At 70.2% G+C, this 18,035-nt stretch carries 14 protein-coding genes and 1 other RNA gene; 7 read left to right on the top strand and 8 right to left on the bottom strand.

All coding sequences use genetic code 11. The annotated features are described in order from the left end of the window. Positions 1–51: 51 nt before the first annotated feature. Positions 52–1,914, top strand: a complete 1,863-nt coding sequence (locus tag KGA65_RS10845; protein WP_225863127.1) for an ABC transporter ATP-binding protein — start codon at positions 52–54, stop codon at positions 1,912–1,914. Between the two features lie 21 nt (positions 1,915–1,935). Here the strand turns inward: KGA65_RS10845 and KGA65_RS10840 are convergent, their stop codons facing one another. The 8 genes from KGA65_RS10840 to cysK form a co-directional block, all read right to left on the bottom strand. Further along, a complete protein-coding gene (locus KGA65_RS10840) occupies positions 1,936–2,562 on the bottom strand; it encodes a LysE family translocator (protein WP_225863126.1) in 627 nt (208 codons plus the stop codon). 33 nt (positions 2,563–2,595) lie between these two features. Further along, a complete protein-coding gene (locus tag KGA65_RS10835; RefSeq protein WP_225863125.1) occupies positions 2,596–4,449 on the bottom strand; it encodes an AI-2E family transporter in 1,854 nt (617 codons plus the stop codon). Positions 4,450–4,538: 89 nt separating this feature from the next. Continuing rightward, on the bottom strand, positions 4,539–5,195 hold the full coding sequence (locus KGA65_RS10830; RefSeq protein WP_225863124.1) for a TetR/AcrR family transcriptional regulator: 657 nt from the start codon (positions 5,193–5,195) through the stop codon (positions 4,539–4,541). Between the two features lie 55 nt (positions 5,196–5,250). After that, a complete protein-coding gene (locus tag KGA65_RS10825) occupies positions 5,251–6,258 on the bottom strand; it encodes an ABC transporter substrate-binding protein (protein WP_225863123.1) in 1,008 nt (335 codons plus the stop codon). Between the two features lie 57 nt (positions 6,259–6,315). Further along, positions 6,316–7,425 (bottom strand): ABC transporter permease, encoded by a 1,110-nt coding sequence (locus tag KGA65_RS10820; RefSeq protein ID WP_225863122.1) that lies wholly within the window; start codon positions 7,423–7,425, stop codon positions 6,316–6,318. After that, positions 7,422–8,318: an ABC transporter permease gene (locus KGA65_RS10815; protein WP_225863121.1), complete on the bottom strand. Its 897-nt coding sequence runs from the start codon at positions 8,316–8,318 to the stop codon at positions 7,422–7,424. The genes KGA65_RS10820 and KGA65_RS10815 overlap by 4 nt, the downstream gene beginning before the upstream one ends. Further along, positions 8,308–9,147 carry an ABC transporter ATP-binding protein gene (locus KGA65_RS10810; RefSeq protein ID WP_225863120.1) on the bottom strand — a complete coding sequence of 280 codons (840 nt, stop codon included), beginning with the start codon at positions 9,145–9,147 and terminating at the stop codon, positions 8,308–8,310. The genes KGA65_RS10815 and KGA65_RS10810 overlap by 11 nt, the downstream gene beginning before the upstream one ends. A 200-nt stretch (positions 9,148–9,347) precedes the next feature. Continuing rightward, positions 9,348–10,271: a cysteine synthase A gene (cysK, locus tag KGA65_RS10805; RefSeq protein WP_225863119.1), complete on the bottom strand. Its 924-nt coding sequence runs from the start codon at positions 10,269–10,271 to the stop codon at positions 9,348–9,350. Between the two features lie 150 nt (positions 10,272–10,421). On the opposite strand from cysK, the gene rnpB reads away from it, so the two are divergent. The 6 genes from rnpB (at position 10,422) to KGA65_RS10775 (ending at position 18,033) form a co-directional block, all read left to right on the top strand. Beyond that, positions 10,422–10,820, top strand: an RNA gene (gene rnpB / locus KGA65_RS10800) — RNase P RNA component class A. A gap of 40 nt (positions 10,821–10,860) precedes the next feature. Further along, positions 10,861–12,105 carry a multidrug effflux MFS transporter gene (locus KGA65_RS10795; protein WP_225863118.1) on the top strand — a complete coding sequence of 415 codons (1,245 nt, stop codon included), beginning with the start codon at positions 10,861–10,863 and terminating at the stop codon, positions 12,103–12,105. Between the two features lie 73 nt (positions 12,106–12,178). Beyond that, entirely contained in the window at positions 12,179–13,225 is a 1,047-nt protein-coding gene (locus KGA65_RS10790; RefSeq protein ID WP_225863117.1) for a carbonic anhydrase, read from the top strand. Between the two features lie 168 nt (positions 13,226–13,393). Next, positions 13,394–16,237, top strand: coding sequence for an ExeM/NucH family extracellular endonuclease (locus KGA65_RS10785; RefSeq protein ID WP_225863116.1), 2,844 nt, complete (start codon positions 13,394–13,396; stop codon positions 16,235–16,237). Between the two features lie 82 nt (positions 16,238–16,319). Then, entirely contained in the window at positions 16,320–17,348 is a 1,029-nt protein-coding gene (gene glk, locus KGA65_RS10780) for a glucokinase (RefSeq protein ID WP_225863115.1), read from the top strand. Positions 17,349–17,604: 256 nt separating this feature from the next. Beyond that, positions 17,605–18,033, top strand: coding sequence for a division/cell wall cluster transcriptional repressor MraZ (locus KGA65_RS10775; protein WP_225863114.1), 429 nt, complete (start codon positions 17,605–17,607; stop codon positions 18,031–18,033). The last annotated feature ends 2 nt before the right edge of the window (positions 18,034–18,035 follow it).

Here is an 18,035-nt window from a genome sequence, read left to right as displayed (position 1 = left end):
ATGGTTTGGGGTGCTACCGCGCCCGCTCTGTTCTGAAGAAGGGAACCCCCCTTGTCCTGGTTTGACCGTTTCGAAGCCCTCGTCGACCCCTTTCCCGCTGCCGAGCCGGCGCTGCCTCCAGCCCGGTTCTGGCCCTTCCTGTGGCGCGCCACCGATGGCCTGCGCGGCTACATCGCCGGCATGACGCTGTTCACCGCGTTGATCGGTGTGTTCGAGGCCTGGCTGTTCTCGCTGCTGGGCAAACTGGTGGACTGGCTGGCCGGCATCCCGCCGGCCGAGCTGTGGGCCCGTGAAGGGAAGACCTTGCTGGTGCTGGGCGCGGTGCTGCTGGGCAGCACGCTGGCGGTGGCGCTGCAGACCACCTTCAAGCACCAGACGCTGGCGGGCAACTTCCCGATGCGGCTGCGCTGGAACTTCCATCGCCTGATGCTGGGCCAGAGCATGGCCTTCTTTCAGGACGAGTTCGCCGGCCGCATCGCCACCAAGGTGATGCAGACCGCGCTGGCGGTGCGCGACGTGTGGTTCACCGTCTGCGACATCCTGGTTTTCATCATCATCTACTTCGTGACGCTGATGGCGGTGGTCGGCGGCTTCGACCCGTGGATGCTGGCGCCGCTGGCGGGCTGGCTGGTGCTGTACCTGCTCGCGATGCGGGTCTTCGTGCCGCGCCTGGCCCATGTGTCCAAGAACCAGGCCGATGCGCGCTCGCTGATGACCGGCCGCATCACCGACGCCTACACCAACATCGCCACCGTCAAGCTGTTCGCACATGACCGGCGCGAGGCCGCCCATGCGCGTGGCGCGATGCAGGAATTCTTGGGCACCGTGCACCGGCAGATGCGGCTGGTGAGCTGGTTCGAGGTGGTCATCCACCTGCTCAGCGTGCTGCTGATCCTTGGCATTGCTGGCGTGGCGCTGTGGCGTTGGACGGCCGGCGCCGTCGGTGTGGGGGCCGTGGCGGCGGCCACCGCGATGGCCATGCGCCTGAACGGCATCTCGCACTGGATCATGTGGGAGATGGCCTCGCTGTTCGAGAACATCGGCACGGTGCAGGACGGCATCGGCACGCTGGCCCGGCCGCGCCGGGTGGTGGACGCGGCCGATGCGCGGCCGTTGCAGGTGCGCGCAGGCGAGATCCGTTTCCAGGACGTCAGCTTCGGCTATGGCGGGGGCGGTCGGGCCGTGGTGGACCACCTGAACCTGACCATCCGCCCGGGCGAGAAGATCGGCCTGGTGGGGCGCAGCGGTGCCGGCAAGAGCACGGTGCTGAGCCTGCTGCTGCGCTTTCATGACGTGCAGGCCGGCCAGGTGCAGATCGACGGCCAGGACATTGCCCACGTCACCCAGGACAGCCTGCGCGCGCAGGTGGGCATGGTGACGCAGGACACCTCGCTGTTGCACCGCTCGGTGCGCGAGAACATCCTCTACGGCCGACCCGATGCGGGCGAGGCCGCGATGCGGGCGGCGGCCGAGCGGGCCGAGGCGGCGGGCTTCATCGATGCCCTGAGCGACCCCAAGGGCCGGCGCGGCTACGACGCGCAGGTGGGGGAGCGGGGCGTCAAGCTCTCCGGTGGCCAGCGCCAACGCATCGCGATCGCCAGGGTGATGCTCAAGGACGCGCCCATCCTGCTGCTGGACGAGGCCACCAGCGCCCTGGACAGCGAGGTGGAGGTCGCCATCCAGGAGAGCCTCTACAAGCTGATGGAGGGCAAGACGGTGGTGGCCATCGCGCACCGCCTGTCCACCATCGCGGCGATGGACCGGCTGATCGTGATGGATGCCGGCCGGGTGGTGGAGGAAGGCAGCCACGCCGAGCTGCTGGCGCGCGGCGGGCTGTATGCCCGGCTGTGGGCCCACCAGAGCGGGGGCTTTCTGGGCGAAGAGGCGACGGAAGGCCAGACCTGCCCCGCCTGAGCCCGGGCGGCGGGCCGGGGTTCAGCGGCTGACGATCAGCCGCAGCCCCAGCGTGACGAAAACGGTGCCGGCCACGCGGTCCAGCCAGAGGCCGGCGCGGGGGCGGCGGTTGAGCCACTGGCCAATGGCCCCGGCGAAGTAGCCCAGCAGGCCGAACAGCAGTGCCGCCTGGGCGGTGAAGGTCAGACCCAGCAGGGCGATCTGCAGCCCCACCTGGCCGCGCTCGGCCTGCACGAACTGGGGCAGGAACGAGAGGAAGAACAGCACCACCTTGGGGTTGATCGCATTGGCGAACACGCCTCTGAAGAACAGCCGCCCCAGCGAGGGTTCGCCGGGCGTCACGGCCCGCACCTGCGTGCCGCCGCGGCTGCGCAGCGCCTGCACGCCCAGCCAGACCAGGTAGAGCCCGCCGCAGACCTTCAGCGCGGTGAAGGCCAGCGGCGAGGCGGCGATCAGCGCGCTGACCCCGGCCACGGCCAGCAGCGTGTGGCTCAGGCAGCCGATCGCGCAGCCCAGGCCGAAGGCCATGCCCGGGCGCCGGCCCCGGGACATGCCCATGCCCAGCACCATCAGGTTGTCCGGCCCGGGCGAGGCGGTGATCAGCAGCGCGGCGGCGAGGAAGGCGAAGAACTGTTCGGGGCTCAGCATGGCGTGCAATGACGGATGTCGGGGCAGGCGGGGTCAGGTGCGTGTGGGCTCGGCCCAGGCCACGGCGGCTTCCAGCGAGTCCGCGGTGGCATCGAAATGCCAGGGCGGGCCGGGCGGCGGCGGGGGATCGGCGTGATCCCAGCGCGGGCGCAGCAGCACCAGCCGGGCCAGGCCGCGCTGGCGGATCACGCCCAGGGCCTGCAGCACGCGATGGCCCTGCGGGCTCTCGGCCTCGGGCAGCTCGACCAGGAACACCAGGCCCAGCGCGTCGAGGGCTTCGTCGTCCTTGGGCGTCACGCATTCGTCCAGCGTGAAGTGGCGGGCATCCAGGCCCTGGTGGCGCAGCACCCGCACCAGCAGCTCGGCCACCAGCTCGGATTCGGTGCTGCCGGTGCTCAGGCACAGCGTCACCGACCCCGGCGGGGCGTGGACCGGCCCGAGGCTGACCCCGCTGGCCTGCAGCCGGGCCTGGCGCAGCCCCAGGCCCAGATGGGCGCTGTCCAGTGCGGTGGGGCGCCGCCGATCCCGTCCGCGGCGGTGGGTGGCCGGGTCCCGGGCGATGGTGTCGAACAGCTCGTTCAGGGCGCAGCGGGCCTTGGCCTGCTGGGCTTCGCTGATCAGGCCCTGGGCATAGTCCGCCCGGGCCAGCTCGAAGGCGGGCAGGGCCACGCGGTCGAAGTAGCGGGCCAGGCTGTGTTTCTTCAGATAGGCCTGGGCGTCTGAGACGATCTCCACCAGGTTGCCGGTCAGGCTGCGCTGATAGAAGCGCTGCGCCAGCGTCAGGGCCGGTGAGTCGCCCAGCAGCAGGTCCAGGAAGGACAGGGTGGGCACATGGCGGCCTGCCACCACCAGGCACAGCGTCAGCGGGGTGGACATCAGCAGGCCCACTGGCCCCCAGACGGCACCCCAGAAGATGGCCGACACCACCACCGAGAACGGCGACAGTCCGGTGCTGTGGCCATACAGATGGGGCTCGACGCCATTGGCTGCGATCAGCTCGATCACGGCGAAGATGAGCAGGGTGCTGCCGACCAGTCCCCAGCCGGGCTCGGCCGCAGCGGCCATGGCGGCGGCACTGAGGGCGGCCGCGGGATAGCCCACATAGGGCACGAAGCGCAGCAGCGCGGCCAGTGCGGCCCAGACCACCGGCTGCGGCACGCCGATGGCCGCCAGCAGCCCCCAGGTGACCACGCCCACCCCGGCGTTGACGGCGACCTGGGAGGCGAAGTAGCGCGACAGCCGCTGGCCCGCGTCGTCGAAGGCCACGGTGGCGCCGCGCAGGTCCTGCCCACCGGCCAGCCGCAGCAGCCGGTCGCGCAAGGCGTCCTGTTCCAGCAGCAGGAACACCAGCACCAGGGCGACCACGCCGACCGTGCCGAGCGGCCCCCACAGCGTGCCCAGCACGCGCGCCAGCAGGGCCGTCGAGGAGCCGGCGCCGCCTTCGGGGGTGGCCGGCCCCCCTGCCGAGGGCATCTGGGGCAGGGAAGCCGCGCCGTCCTGTGGCGTGCCCTCGTGGCTCGGGCCCAGACTGGCCAGGGAGGACAAGGGTCCGAGGCTGAGCGAGCGCACCGCCTCGGCCTTGGCGCGCAGATGGGCGGTGTAGCTGGGGAGGTTGCTCGACAGGCTGGCCAGCTGCAGCGCCAGGGCGGCCGCAATGCCGGCCATCAGCAGGCCGACCAGGCCCAGGGCCCACAGCGAGGCCCCGGTCTGGCCCAGGCCGAAGCGGCGGACTTGCCGCACCAGCGGGCTCAGCACAAAGGCGAACATCGCCGCCAGCGCGATGGGCATCAGCACGTCACGGCCGAGGACGATCAGGGCCAGGATGGCCGCACTGGCCAGGATGCGCAGGGCGATCGTGTCGCCACGTGCACCGGAAGAAGAACTCATGGGAGGCAGCGGAGCCGCGTGGCCCCGGGGACTGGAACAGGGCCGATGATGACACTGCGCGGGCGGGCCGTGCCGGCCGCGGTCCGGGTTCAGGCCAGACCGCAGCCGCGCAGCACCATGCCCAGCACATGGGCTTCGGCCCGGGCCTGGTCGGCCGCGGTGAAGCTGCGGTGGCCCAGCACGGCCCGCACCTGCACGTCGAAATCGGCGTAGGTCTGGGTCGCGGCCCAGATCGTGAAGAAGAGATGGGTGCTGTCCACCGGGGCCATCCGACCGGCGGCGATCCAGCCATCGACCACGGCCGCCTTGTCCAGCACCAGGCGGCGCAGCTCACCGCGCAGCGATTCGCCCACCACCGGTGCGCCGTGCAGCAGCTCGTTGGCGAAGACCTTGGAGGCATCGGGCCGCTCGAAGCTCAGCGCGAGCTTGGCCTTCACGTACTGGGTCAGGGCGTCGCGCGGATCGGCCTCGGCGCGGATCACCTCGGTCGGGGCCAGCCAGTCGTGCAGCACGGTGTCCAGCACGGCCTCGTAGAGGTCCTTTTTGCTGCCGAAGTAGTAGTGCAGATTGGCCTTGGGCAGACCGGCCTTGTCGGCGATCTCGGCCATCGTCGCGCCCTCGAAACCGGCGTGGGCGAAGACCTGCTCGGCCGCGCGCAGGATGGCGGCCTCGTTGGCCTGACGGATCAGGCCCTTGCGGCCGTCGGCCGCGTGGGAACGGGGAAGGGAGGAGGCAGTCGTGGACATGGGGCGCCCATGATAGGACCCCGCCCGTGGGCGGGGCCCCGCGTGGCGCAAGCCCTTACTTCTGAGCGGCGTCCCAGACGGCGTGGGTCATTGCCGCCGCGCCCGGGTCTTTCTTGATGACCGGCGAGCTGCCGCCGCTCATCAGCACCTTGACCGTGCGCTGGTAGGCGGCCGGGTCCAGGTAGCCGATCTTGGGCGTGTTGGCGTTGCTGATCAGCTTGGCGATGTTCTCCATCTGACGCTTCTGCACCGCCACCGTGGCGCTGCCCGAGGCGTCCTGGGCCACCACGATCTTGGCGGCTTCCTCGGGGTTCTTCACCGCCTCGTTCCAGCCCTTGAAGCTGGCCTTCAGGAACTTGGCCATCTTGGCGACGAAGGCCTTGTTCTTGAGGTTGCCTTCCAGCACGTACAGGCCATCTTCCAGCGAGGCCACGCCTTCCTTTTCATAGAAGAAGGTGGTCAGGTCGCTTTCCTTGATGCCGGCATCGATCACCTGCCAGTACTCGTTGTAGATCATCGTCGAGATGCAGGCCGCCTGGTTCTGCAGCAGCGGGTCGACGTTGAAGCCCTGCTTGAGGATCTTGATGTCGGTGCCCGGCTTGTAGCCCAGCTTGTTCATCCAGTTCAGGAAGGGGTACTCGTTGCCGCCGTACCAGACGCCCAGCGTCTTGCCTTTGAGGTCCTTGGGGCTGTGCACGCCGGCCGACTTCCTGCAGGTCAGCATCAGGCCGGACTTGTCGAACACCTGGGCGATGTTGACCAGCGGCACACCGGCCTCACGGGCGGCCAGCGCGTCGGGCATCCAGTTGACCACCACGTCGGCCGACTTGCCGGCGATGACCTGCACCGGCGAGATGTCCGGGCCGCCGGCCTTGATCGTCACGTCCAGGCCCTCGGCCTTGTAGTAGCCCTTGGCCGCGGCCACGTAATAGCCGGCGAACTGGGCTTGCGGCACCCACTTCAGCTGCAACGTGACCTTCTCGGCCGCCTGGGCCCCCAGGCAGAACGCACCGGCGGCCAGGGCCAGCACCGAGCGGCGGATCATCGGGATCGAAAGCATCATCGAAAAAGCTCCTCGTGTGGAGTGGGTTGGTGATGAGGGACGGGAAACGGAGCGGCCTCAGCGGCTGCGGAAGGCCGGGTGCCAGAAGTTCACCCGGCGCTCCAGCACCGACAGCAGCGCGTACAGCACCGAGCCGGTGATGGAGGCCAGCACGATGGCGCCCCAGACCAGCGGCATGTTCATGCGGGCCGCCTCGGTCGAGATGCGAAAGCCCAGCCCGGCCGTGGGCGAGCCGAAGAACTCGGCGACGATGGCGCCGATCAGGGCCAGCGTGGCGTTGACCTTGAGCGCGCCGAAGATGTGCGGCAGCGCGGTGGGCAGGCGCAGCCACAGCAGGGTGCGGCGGTAGCCGGCCGCGTAGCTGTGCATCAGCTCGCGTTCCAGCTTGCCGGCGGCCTCCAGCCCGGCCAGGGTGTTGATCAGCGCGGGGAAGAAGGTCATCAGCACGATCACCGCGGCCTTGGAGGGCCAGTCAAAGCCGAACCACATCACCGCAATGGGCGCCACGCCCACCAGCGGCACGGTGCTGGTCAGCGCGGCCAGTGGCTGCAGGCCGCGCTGCAGGAAGGGCGCGCGGTCGATCGCGATGCCGGTCAGTACGCCCAGGCCATTGCCCAGCACATAGCCGATCAGCACCGACTTCAGCACCGTCTGCACGAAGTCGCCGCCCAGCGTGCCCAGGTTGTCCCACAGCGCGACCGCCACTTGCGACGGTGCGGGCAGCAGCACCCGGGGCACGTCGAACACGGTGACGCCCACTTCCCAGAAGTAGAGCAGCCAGAGGCCAAACAGGCTGGCGGTGGCGGTGCCGATCCAGCGCGCGTCCGGCAGCGCCGCCAGGGTCTGGAGGCTGCACTGGGCCAGGGCCAGCAGCGCCAGCAGGCGCAGCCCATCGCCGCCCTGCAGCGGGGTGGGCAGTGTCTGGGACAGCACGGCAGCGGCGGCCAGCACCAGCAGCAGTTGCAGCCCGGCCCATCCCAGCCGGGCCTGCGGGCGCAGTGAGGCCAGCGCGGCCAGCCCCAGCAGCAGGTCGCCGGTGGGGCGCAGCGTGCCCTGGGTGGGGGCCAGCAGGGCCAGGGCCAGGGCCAGCACGGCGGTCAGGGAGCCCGCGCCGCCGTGCGACCGGTGGGCTGTGGCGGCGGGGGCGGTGAGGGTGGTCGAGCTCATGCGGCCCTCCGGGTCGGTGCCGGGCGCATGCGGCGCAGCACGGCTTTCTCAATCAGGGTGATGGCGCCGGTCAGCACCAGGCCCAGCAGCGAGGCCATGACCAGGGCCGACCAGATGGCCACGGTGTTGCCGTAGTAGGAACTGGTCAGCAACCGCGCGCCCAGGCCGGCCTGGGCACCGGTCGGCAGCTCGGCCACGATGGCGCCGACCAAGCCGGCGGCCATCGACACGCGCAGGGCGGGGAACAGGAAGGGCAGCGAAGAGGGCAGGCGCAGCGTCCAGAAGGTCTGCACCCGGCTGGCGGCGTAGGTGTGCATCAGCTCCAGCTCCAGCCGCTGCGGCGCGCGCAGGCCTTGCACCATGGCCACCGTGACCGGGAAGAAGCAGAGGTAGGTGGCGATGACCGCCTTGGGCATCAGGCCTTCGAAGCCCAGGCTGCCCAGGATCACCATCACGATCGGTGCGACGGCCAGCACCGGGATGGTCTGCGAGGCCACCACCCAGGGCAGCAGGGCCCGCTCCAGCGTGCGGGCGTGGACGATGGCCACCGCCAGCACGATGCCCAGCAGGGCCCCGGCGACGAAGCCCAGCAGCGTGGCCTCCCCGGTCACCCAGGTGTGCAGCACCAGGCTGCGCGGCGAGTCGATGGGCCAGTCCACCAGACCAGACCAGAGGTCCACGGCGATCTGGTGCGGGGCCGGCAGCACCGGGCGCTGCATGGCCAGCGTGGCCCGCACCAGGTCCTGCCAGGTCCAGGGGCCTTGCGGGTCCAGCACCCGCTCAATGGCGCCGGGGGCGTTCAGGCCGATGGCGGCGCCATACCAGACCAGCAGGGTCAGCGCACCGACCACCAGCACTGGCAGCACCTGGCGGCGCAGGAGGTCAGTGATCATGGTGTCCGTCGGCCAGGGCTTCGCGCACCTCGTGGGCCAGCGCGGTGAATTCCGGGGTGTCGCGCATCGCCAGCGTGCGCTCGGCGGGCAGCGGCGAGTCGATGATCTTCACGATGCGGCCCGGGCGGGGCGACATCACGACGATCCGGCTGGACAGGTAGACCGCCTCGGCGATCGAGTGGGTGACGAAGACCACCGTGCGCTGCTCGCGCCGCCACAGGTCCTGCAGCTGCACGTTCAGGCTGTCGCGGGTGATCTCGTCGAGCGCGCCGAAGGGCTCGTCCATCATCAGCAGGCGCGGCTCGAAGCCCAGCGCGCGGGCGATCGAGACCCGCTGCTGCATGCCGCCCGAGAGTTGCCAGGGGTACTTCTTCTCGAAGCCGGCCAGCCCGACCCGGGCCAGCTGCTCGCGGGCGATCTCCTCGCACTGGGCCGGCAGCCGGCCCTGGATCTGCAGCGGCAGCATCACATTGGCCAGCACGGTGCGCCAGGGGAACAGCGCCGGTGCTTGGAAGACATAGCCGTAGGAGCGGGCCATGCGCGCCTCCTGCGGCGTCATGTCGTTGACCCACATCTCGCCGGAACTCAGGGGTTCCAGGTCGGCGATCACCCGCAGCAGGGTGGTCTTGCCGCAGCCCGAGGGGCCGATCAGCGAGACGAATTCACCCTGTCGGATGGTGAGGTCCACCTCCTTGAGGGCATGCACCGGCGCATCGGCGCCCGGATAGACGACGCTGGCGCGTTGGACTCGGATGGCGTCGCGGGCCGGAGCCTGCGGTGCGGCGGGGGCTGCGATGGATTCGGCGGCGGGAAGGGACTCGGCGATCATGCGGCGGCGCAGGTGACGTGGAGGAAGCTGACCAACCGGTCAGGTTTGGAATCCTCGTAGCCAGTTCCGTGCCACGCCGCGGTGGTCGGGGCCTGCCGTCACGGCCGGTGCGGTGCACTGCCCTGAGGCAAGTGCCGCACCGGGCTGCGCCGGCTTGGTGCGGATCGGGCCGTCCCGGCCGGATCCGTGGCGCCGTCCGCTCAGGCGCCCGAGGGCAGGAAGCCTTCGACCGACAGGTAGCGCTCGCCGGTGTCGTAGTTGAAGCCCAGCACCCGGGTGCCGGCCGGCAGTTCGGCCAGCTTCTGGGCGATGGCGGCCAGCGTGGCACCGCTGGAGATGCCCACCAGCAGCCCTTCCTGGCTGGCGCTGCGGCGGGCGTAGTCCTTGGCGGCTTCGCCTTCCACCAGGATCACGCCGTCCAGCAGCTCGGTCTTCAGGTTCTTGGGCACGAAGCCGGCGCCGATGCCCTGGATGGGGTGGGGGGCGGGCTGACCGCCGCTGATCACCGGCGAGGCCGAGGGCTCGACCGCGAACACCTTGAGCTGCGGCCACTTGGCCTTCAGCACGCTGGCCACGCCCGAGAGGTGGCCGCCGGTGCCCACGCCGGTGATCAGCACATCCAGGCCTTCGGGGAAGTCGGCCAGGATCTCCTGTGCGGTGGTGCGCTGATGCACCTCCAGGTTGGCCGGGTTCTCGAACTGTTGCGGGATCCAGGCGCCGGACGTGCTGGCGGCCAGCTCCTCGGCGCGGGCGATGGCGCCCTTCATGCCCTTTTCCTTGGGTGTCAGGTCGAAGCTGGCGCCATAGGCCAGCATCAGACGGCGCCGCTCCAGGCTCATGCTCTCGGGCATCACCAGGATCAGCTTGTAGCCCTTGACGGCGGCCACCATGGCCAGGCCGACGCCGGTGTTGCCGGAGGTGGGTTCGATGATGGTGCCGCCCGGCTTCAGCGCCCCGCTGGCCTCGGCCGCCTCGACCATCGCCAGGGCGATGCGGTCCTTGATGGAGCCACCGGGGTTGGTGCGCTCGGACTTGATCCAGACCTGGGCCTCGGGGCCGAACAGGCGGTTGATGCGGATGTGCGGCGTGTTGCCGATCGTGGCGAGAACGTTGTTGGCTTTCATGGGGGTCTCCTGGGCCGGTGCCCGATGAGGTGCGAACGATGATGCCCCAAGGCCCGCCCCCTGTCTCCCATGAGCTTCTGACTGCAAGTTATGTGGAGGGCTGCTGTCTGGCCAGCGTACTTTCCCAAGGCATGGGACAATGGCGCCTGTGAAGCAGACCAGACCGCCGCTGGTGCAATCCGCAAGGCGGCGCGCAAGCGCCGGGCCGAAAGGCCGCACTGGAGGAAGGTCCGGACTGCACAGAGCAGCGTAGCGGGTAACGCCCGTCCACCGCGAGGTGCGGATCAGAGCCACAGAGACGAGTCGGCGACGGAAGGCGCAAGCCTTCTTGGGAGACGGCATGCCGCGCTCCGACGTCGCCGGGTGAAACGCGGCAATCTCTACGCGCAGCAACACCAAATAGGCCAGCTTTGACGCGGCTCGCTGAGCTGGCGGGTAGGTGGCATCGAGCCGGGGTGGCAACACACCGGCCCAGAGGAATGGCGGTCACACCGTGACGGCGCAAGCCGGCGCGGTGCACAGAATCCGGCCTATCGGTCTGCTTCACTCTTTTATCGATCACGATCCCGAGCACGCGCCGGCCCGCCGAATGAATCCGAACGCCTCCCACCTCTGGCCCGGCCGTCGCTGGACCCTGGCCCTGCTGCTGGCCACGCTCAGCATGATCGGGCCCTTCTCGATCGACACCTACATCCCGGCCTTCTCGGGCATTGCCCAGTCGCTGGGCGCCACGCCGGTGGAGATGCAGCAGACCCTGTCGGCCTACCTGCTGGCCTTCGCGCTGATGAACCTGTTCCACGGTGCGCTGGCCGACAGTTTCGGCCGCCGGCCGGTGGTGCTGGTGGGCATGACGGTGTTCGCACTGGCCTCTCTGGGCTGCGCGCTGTCGCAGTCGATCGGCCAACTGGTGTTCTTCCGGGCCCTGCAGGGCATGTCGGCTGGCGCGGGCATGGTGGTGTCGCGGGCGGTGATCCGCGACATGTTCCCGCCGCACGAGGCGCAGCGGGTGATGTCGCAGGTCACGCTGTTCTTCGGTCTGGCGCCGGCCATCGCGCCGATCGTCGGTGGCCAGCTGTTCGTCTGGCTGGGCTGGCCCAGCATCTTCGGCCTGCTGGCGCTGATCGGCCTGGGGCTGGCGGTGCTGATGGGCCTGCGCCTGCCCGAGACGCTGGAGGCTGCGCAGCGCCAGCCCTTCAGCGCGGGCCACCTGATGCGCGGCTATGTGCAGCTGGGCGGCAGCGCCCGCTTCATGACCCTGTGCCTGGCCTCGGGCGTGCCCTTCAACGGCATGTTCCTGTACGTGCTCTCGGCCCCGGTGTTCCTGGGCGAGCACCTGCACCTGGCGCCGACGCAGTTCTTCTACCTGTTCCTGATGACCATCGGCGGCATCATGTCCGGCGCCTGGCTGTCGGGCCGCCTGGCCGGCAAGGTGGCGCCGCAGCAGCAGGTGCGCTATGGCTTCTGGATCATGGGCAGTGTCGGCGTGCTCAATGTGCTGCTGAACTGGCTGGCCCCGCTCAGCCCCTGGTGGGCGCTGCCCATCCTGGGCGTGTATTCGCTGGGCTGGGCGATGATGGTGCCGGTGGTGACGCTGCTGGTGCTGGACCAGGCGCCGGACCGCCGGGGCATGGCGTCCTCGCTGCAGGCCTGCATCGCCAGCGTGGCCAACGCGGTGGTGGCGGGCGTGCTTGCGCCGCTGGTCATGCATTCGCTGCTGGGCCTGGCCTGGGCTTCGCTGGCGATGATGGCCGTGGGCCTGCTGGCCTGGTTGTGGGTGCGGCACCGCCTGCCCCGGCCGGTCAGCGCCCAGGTGGAGGCCCAGCCCGCCTGCTGAGGCACCCGCTCTGCGGGTTCCTGCCCATGGGGCGGGGCTCAAGCCGGCCGCGGGGCCGGCCGATATCGCGGACATGCGTCCGTCCCTCTCTGTCTCCTCCCTGTTCCAGCCCCGCGTGTGGGGTGCGGCTCTGGCCGTGTTGTCGGCCGACCCGGGCCTGGCGGCCGGCCAGCCCGAAGCCGCCCTGCCGGCGTCCGCCAGCGCCTCGGCGCCGCGCCGTCCCATGTCGATGGATGACCTGCGCGAGAAGCTGGCCGAGAAGCTGGGCGCCACCCGGGCCCCGGGCAGTCCGACGCCCTATGTGGTGCGGGTGGAGAACAAGACCGAGGGCGAGGCCAAGGCACCGTCCGCGCGCAAATCCGCCGCCAAGCCGGCGCACAAGAGCGCGCCGGCCCATGCCCCGGCCAACGAACCGCCAGCCCCGGCCGTGCACGGCGACCACCCGCCGCACTGGAGTTACGACGGCCTCGAGGGGCCGCAGGCCTGGGCTCGGCTGGCGCCCGAATACGCGCAATGCGCCAGTGGCCACCGCCAGAGCCCGGTCGACATCCGTGACGGCATCCCGGTGCAGCTGCCGCCCATCCAGTTCGACTACCGCCCCAGCGGCTTCAGCGTGCTGGACAACGGCCACACCATTCAGGTGACCCCCGAGGCTGGCAACAGCATCGTCGTCAACGGCCGCCGCTACGAGCTGGTGCAGTTCCATTTCCACAAGCCGTCCGAGGAGCGCTTGAACGGCCGGGTCTTCGACATGGTGGTGCACTTGGTGCACCGGGATGCCGAAGGCCACCTGGCGGTGGTGGCGGTGCTGCTGCAGCGGGGGGATGCACCGCAGCCCCAGGTCCAGGCCGTCTGGAATGCCCTGCCGCTGGAGCGCGGCGACAGCCTGGCCTCGCCCGTGCCCATCGACCTGCCGGCGCTGCTGCCCCAGGACGCCCGCTATCTGACCTACATGGGCTCGCTGACCACGCCGCCCTGCACCGAGGGCGTGTTGTGGCTGGTGATGAAGCAGCCTGTCACCGTCTCGTCAGCTCAGATCGACATCTTTGCGCGTTTGTATCCCATGAATGCACGGCCGGTGCAGCCCCTGTCGGGGCGCTTGATCAAGGACGGCCAATGAGGCCTTCTGGCGGCGGAACCCGGTCTGTTCGCCGAGGTTTCATCGCACGGTGATCTGGCGTGCCAAGCGGGCCATGCGGGCATGACCCTGCTGTTCACAGGCACGACACGGACCCGTCATCCGGGGTGTGGAAGCTGCGGAGCCTTTCCGCTCACCACACTCCAACCCATGAAATTCCATCCTCTCGCAGCGGCCGTGGCGGCCCTGCTGGCCTGCACGGCCCCGCTGGCGCTGGCCTCGACCAGCGGCATCGTCATCAGCCAGGTCTATGGCGGTGGCGGCAACAGCGGTGCCACGCTCAAGAACGACTTCATCGAGCTCTACAACGCCGGCACCAGCGCGGTCTCCCTGGCCGGTTGGTCGGTGCAGTACAACTCCAGCACCGGCACCGGCAGCTGGCAGGTCACCCCGCTGAGTGACGTGACCCTGCAGCCCGGCCAGTACCACCTGGTGCAGGAAGCCCAGGGCAGCGCCGGCACCGACGCCCTGCCCACGCCCGATGCCATCGGCACCATCGCGCTGAGCGCCAGCAGCGGCAAGGTGGCCCTGCTGAGCAGCACCACCGCGCTGAGCGGTGCCACCCCCAGCAGCAGTGCGCTGGTGGACCTGGTGGGCTTTGGCTCGGCCAACTGGTTCGAAGGGTCGGTGGCTCCGGCCCCCTCCAACACCACGGCGCTGTTGCGCGCGGCCTCGGGGTGCACCGACACCGACAGCAACGGCAGCGACTTCAGTGCCGCGGCCCCGTCGCCGCGCAACAGCGCCAGCCCGCTGGGCACCTGCGGCGCGGCCCCGGGCCCGGTGGCGGCCACCATCCCGCAGATCCAGGGCCGCGGTGCCACCAGCCCGCTGGCCGGGAAAACCGTGCAGACCAGCGGCGTGGTCACGCTGCTGCTCGAAAACGGTTTCTTCCTGCAGGACCCGTCCGGCGACGGCGATGCCAGCACCTCCGACGGCGTGTTCGTCTACACCCGAACCGCGCCCACCGTGGCCGTGGGCGACTGGGTGCAGCTGAGCGCCAGCGTGGTCGAGTACAACGTCGGCGCCAGCAGCAATGCCGACACTGCCGCCCACACCGTGACCGAGCTGAGCAGCCCCTCGGGTCTGACCGTGCTCAGCCAGGGCAATACCATCACGCCGGTGGTGGTGGCGCTGCCCGAGGCGGTGGACGGCGACCTGGAGCGCTACGAGGGCATGCTGGTCACGCTGCAAGGCCCGCTGACGGTCTCGCAGAACTACTTCCAGGGCCGCTATGGTGAGGTGACCGTGTCGGTCGGTGGCCGCATGGAAACCCCGACCAACCGCTACCGTCCTGGCAGCACCGAGGCCGTGGCGCTGGCCGACGAGAATGCCCGCCGCCGCATCATCCTGGACGATGGCAGCTCGCTGCAGAACCCGAATCCGACCCCGTTCATCGGCGTGGACAACACGCTGCGCGCCGGGGACACCACCGCGTCGGTGACCGGCGTGGTCGACTACGGCCTGGCCACGGCCAGCAACACCGGGGCCGGTGACTACAAGATCCAGCCCACCGCGCCGGTCGTCTTCAGCCGCGACAATCCGCGCAGCGAGGTGCCCGCCCTGGTGGCCGGCAACCTGAAGCTCGCCAGCTTCAACGTGCTGAACTACTTCACCACCTTCACCGATGGCACCACCGCCGACGGTCAGAGCGGGCAGGGGTGCAGCCAGGGGGGCAGCACCTCGGCCAGCAACTGCCGCGGCGCCGACAACCTGGCCGAGTTCAACCGCCAGCGCGACAAGATCGTGGCCGCCATCGCCGCCCTCAATGCCGATGCCCTCGGCCTGATGGAGATGCAGAACAACGGCTCGGCCGCGGTGCAGAACCTGGTGGACGGGCTGAACGCCCGCCTGGGCGCCGGTACCTATGCCGTGGTGCCGGACCCGGCTGCGGGCACCGGCAGCGATGCCATCAAGGTGGCGATGATCTACAAGCCGGCCCGCCTGAGCCGCATGGGGGAAGCCCAGTCCGACACCGACCCGGTCAACAGCCGCCCGCCGCTGGCCCAGACCTTCGCCGCCCTCAACGGCCAGCGCTTCACGCTGGTGGTCAACCACCTGAAGTCCAAGGGCAGCTGCCCGTCGACCAGCGACAGCGACTACGCCGGCAACTTCGACAGCGGCGACGGCCAAGGCTGCTGGAACGGCAAGCGCATCCAGCAGGCCGAACGCCTGGCGACCTGGGTGGGCACGCTGGCTGACGGCGCCGGCACCTCGGACGCCGTGCTGCTGGGCGACTTCAATGCCTACGCGCAGGAAGACCCGATCGTCTCGCTGACCAGCGCGGGCTTTGTCGACCAGATCAACCGCTTCAACGCCTTCGGCTATTCCTATGTGTTCGACGGCGCCTCGGGCCGGCTGGACCACGGCCTGGCCAGTGCCTCGCTGTCGTCCAAGGTGGCGGATGCGGTGGATTGGCACATCAATGCGGACGAGCCTTCGGTGATCGACTACAACACCGAGTACAAGCAGCCGGCCTGCGCCACCTGCGGCCCGGACTACTACAGCGCCACCGCTTACCGCTCCTCGGACCACGACCCCATGGTCATGGCGCTGAACCTGCTCAACGTGATCAGCGGCACCCAGAAGCGTGACACCCTGGTGGGCACGCCGGGGGACGATCTGTTCATCGCCGGTGGCAAGGCCGACACCTTGACCGGCGGCGCCGGCCACGACCAGTTCCGCCTGACCGCGCTGGGCGACGCCCGCGACACCATCGCTGACTTCACCCCGGGCGAGGATGTGGTGGATCTGCGCGGCCTGCTGGCCAGCCTCGGCTACACCGGCAGCGACCCGATCGGCGACCGCGTGGTGCAGCTGCGCAACCATGTCGACGGCGTGCATGTGCAGGTCTACAACCCGGCCACCGGCAAGTACAAGGTGGTGGCCGCGCTCAACGGCCTGAACCTGAGCCAGATCGACCCGGCCCGCGACCTGTGGCTGACGGGCAGCGTCAGCGCCGTGGCGTCCAAGCGCAGCCGCGCCAGCGTGCACTGACGCGCCGGGCGCTCCGCGCGCCTCTGCCGGGACCGGCCCCGTATGATGGGGCCGGTCCCTTTTTCGTTGCCGGCCGTCGCCCATGCCCACCGCCTCCGTCACCCCCGCTGCCACGCCCGACCAGCCCTGGCTGGTGGCCGACATCGGCGGCACGAATGCCCGCTTCGGGCTGGTGGCGCACCCGGGTGCACCGGTGGACCGGGTGCGCCGGCTGGCCGTGACCGACCATGCGGGCCCGGGCGAGGCGATCCAGGCCTATCTGGCCGGCCTGATCGCGGAGGGGGGGCCCGCGGTGCGGCCGGTGGCGGCGGCGCTGGCCGTGGCCACCCCGGTCACCGGGGATGCCGTGGCCTTCACCAACAGCCCCTGGCGCTTTTCGGCCCGCGCCCTGGCCGCGCAACAAGGCTGGCGGGCCTTGCAGGTGCTCAACGACTTCGAGGCCCTGGCCCTGTCGCTGCCGCGGCTGGGGCCGGGCCAGCGCTGGACCCCGGCCGGTTGGCCCGCACCGGCCGGCCCGCCTGAGCGGGCGCTGGCGGTGGTCGGTCCCGGCACCGGCCTGGGGGTGGGGGCGGTGCTGCCCACCGCGGCCGGCTGGGTGGCCGTGCCGGGCGAGGGCGGCCATGTGACCCTGGCCGCCGCGGACGACGAGGAAGCGGCCCTGCTGGCCTGGGTGCGACAGCGCCATGCCCATGTCTCGGCCGAGCGGCTGCTGTCGGGCCTGGGCCTGCCGCTGCTGCACCAAGCGGTGGCCGCCCTGGTCGGCCAGTCCGTGGCGGAACGCACGGCGGCCGAGATCCTGCAGGCCGGTCTGGCCGCGCCGGACGCCGGAGGGGACGTGCTGTGTGCCCGCACGCTGGACCACTTCTGCGCCCTGCTGGGCGGGGTGGCCGGCAATGCGGTGCTCACGCTGGGGGCCCGGGGCGGGCTCTACATCGGCGGCGGCATCGTGCCGCGCCTGGGCGAGGCCTTCGCCCGCTCGCGCTTTCGCGAGCGCCTGATCGGCAAAGGCCGCTACCGAGCCTATCTGGAGAGCGTGCCGGTGGCGCTCATCACCGACACCCTGGCCGCGCTGGCGGGCGCGTCGCTGGCCCTCGAGCAGGCCCAGGGCTGAGCCCGCGGCCGGTGCGCTGACGCTGGCCTCGGGAGAGGCCGCGCCACCGCCAGGGCCCGCACCAATCTCATGCATCACTTTGAGAGCAATCTGCAAGTCCTTGCTTTTGAAGAGAAAAAAACTGAAACCTGCACTTTGGATTGCCATCTAAGTGACTGATTTCATTGATTTTTTGGGCCTGAATGCGTTGACCGGGGGGTGGTGGTGCATTAAAGTGGGGGAAAGTGCACTTTAGTGGGGTCACGTGGCGGAATTTGTGCTTCAGGGAGAGTCCGAGCTGACGCTGGACGGCAAGGGGCGGATGACCGTCCCGGCCCGTCATCGCGACGGCCTGGCCGCCCTGTGCGCCGGCCAGATGACCGTGACCAAGAGCCCCTCGCGCTGCCTGCTGCTGTTCCCCCGCCCTGCCTGGGAGCAGTTCCGCGCCAAGCTGATGGGGTTGCCGATGGACGCCGAGTCCTGGCGCCGCATCTTCATCGGCAGTGCGCTGGACGTGGAGATCGACAGCGGCTCGCGCATCCAGCTCTCGCCCGAGCTGCGCCGCTGGGCCGGCCTGGACCGCGAGCTGATGCTGGTCGGCATGGGCACCCGGATGGAAATCTGGGACCGTGGCCGCCACCAGGCCCTGGAAGATGCAACGCTGGCGCAGCCCATGCCCGACAGCGTCAGCAAGCTGGTGATGTGAGG

Origin of the sequence: Ideonella benzenivorans, assembly GCF_020387415.1 — a bacterium.
In the GTDB taxonomy this organism is placed as follows: domain Bacteria; phylum Pseudomonadota; class Gammaproteobacteria; order Burkholderiales; family Burkholderiaceae_C; genus Ideonella; species Ideonella benzenivorans.
The sequence above is the reverse complement of the archived record's forward strand: the minus strand, read 5'-3'. Positions and strand labels throughout refer to the sequence as shown.